Below are 544 nucleotides of genomic sequence, written 5' to 3'. Positions count from 1 at the left end.
GAAGGATCCGATGGTCTTTGCCCGCATGCAGCCGTTGATCGCCAAGGGCATCATCGACAGCGACGCGGTGCGCGATCCCGGCACCACCTACAATCTCTTCAACTGGGCAAACTCCGGCGGCCTCGTGATGGACCTGCTGATGACGCGGATAACCTCTTTCGACAAGTCGATGGAGCGCGTCGCAATCGGAAGGCTGTCGCTGAAGGAGATCCGCGACCAGTTCATGATCTCCAACACACATCTGAAGCGACTGCTGTCGCAGGCAGCCGAGATGGGCAGCATCGGCTGGTCGGAGGCCTCGTTCAAGGGCGAGACCTGGATGTCTATGAAGTTCGTGCGGGAATATTGGGGCTATCAGGCTGCGAAATTCGCCGTCATCGACGCGGCAGCCGCAAGCGTGCTGGGGCCCGCGGTCCCGAAGACCGCGCGCCTCGCCTGAGGGGGAATGGCTTGATCGATCAGTTCAAGAGTTCCTTGACGGCGCCGGACGCCTTGGAGAAATCCATCTGGCCGGCATAGCGCTCTTTCAGCACCGCCATTACCT

General features: G+C 60.7%; 1 protein-coding gene. It reads left to right on the top strand.

From position 1 onward, the window contains the following. Positions 1–439 (top strand): hypothetical protein (locus AC1DKR_RS21060; RefSeq protein WP_478035076.1); only part of this gene is annotated, 439 nt, incomplete at its 5' end. Positions 440–544: the final 105 nt, after the last annotated feature.

This window comes from Stenotrophomonas sp. 01N47 (genome assembly GCF_056399165.1).
This window is presented reverse-complemented; position numbering and strand designations above follow the sequence as displayed.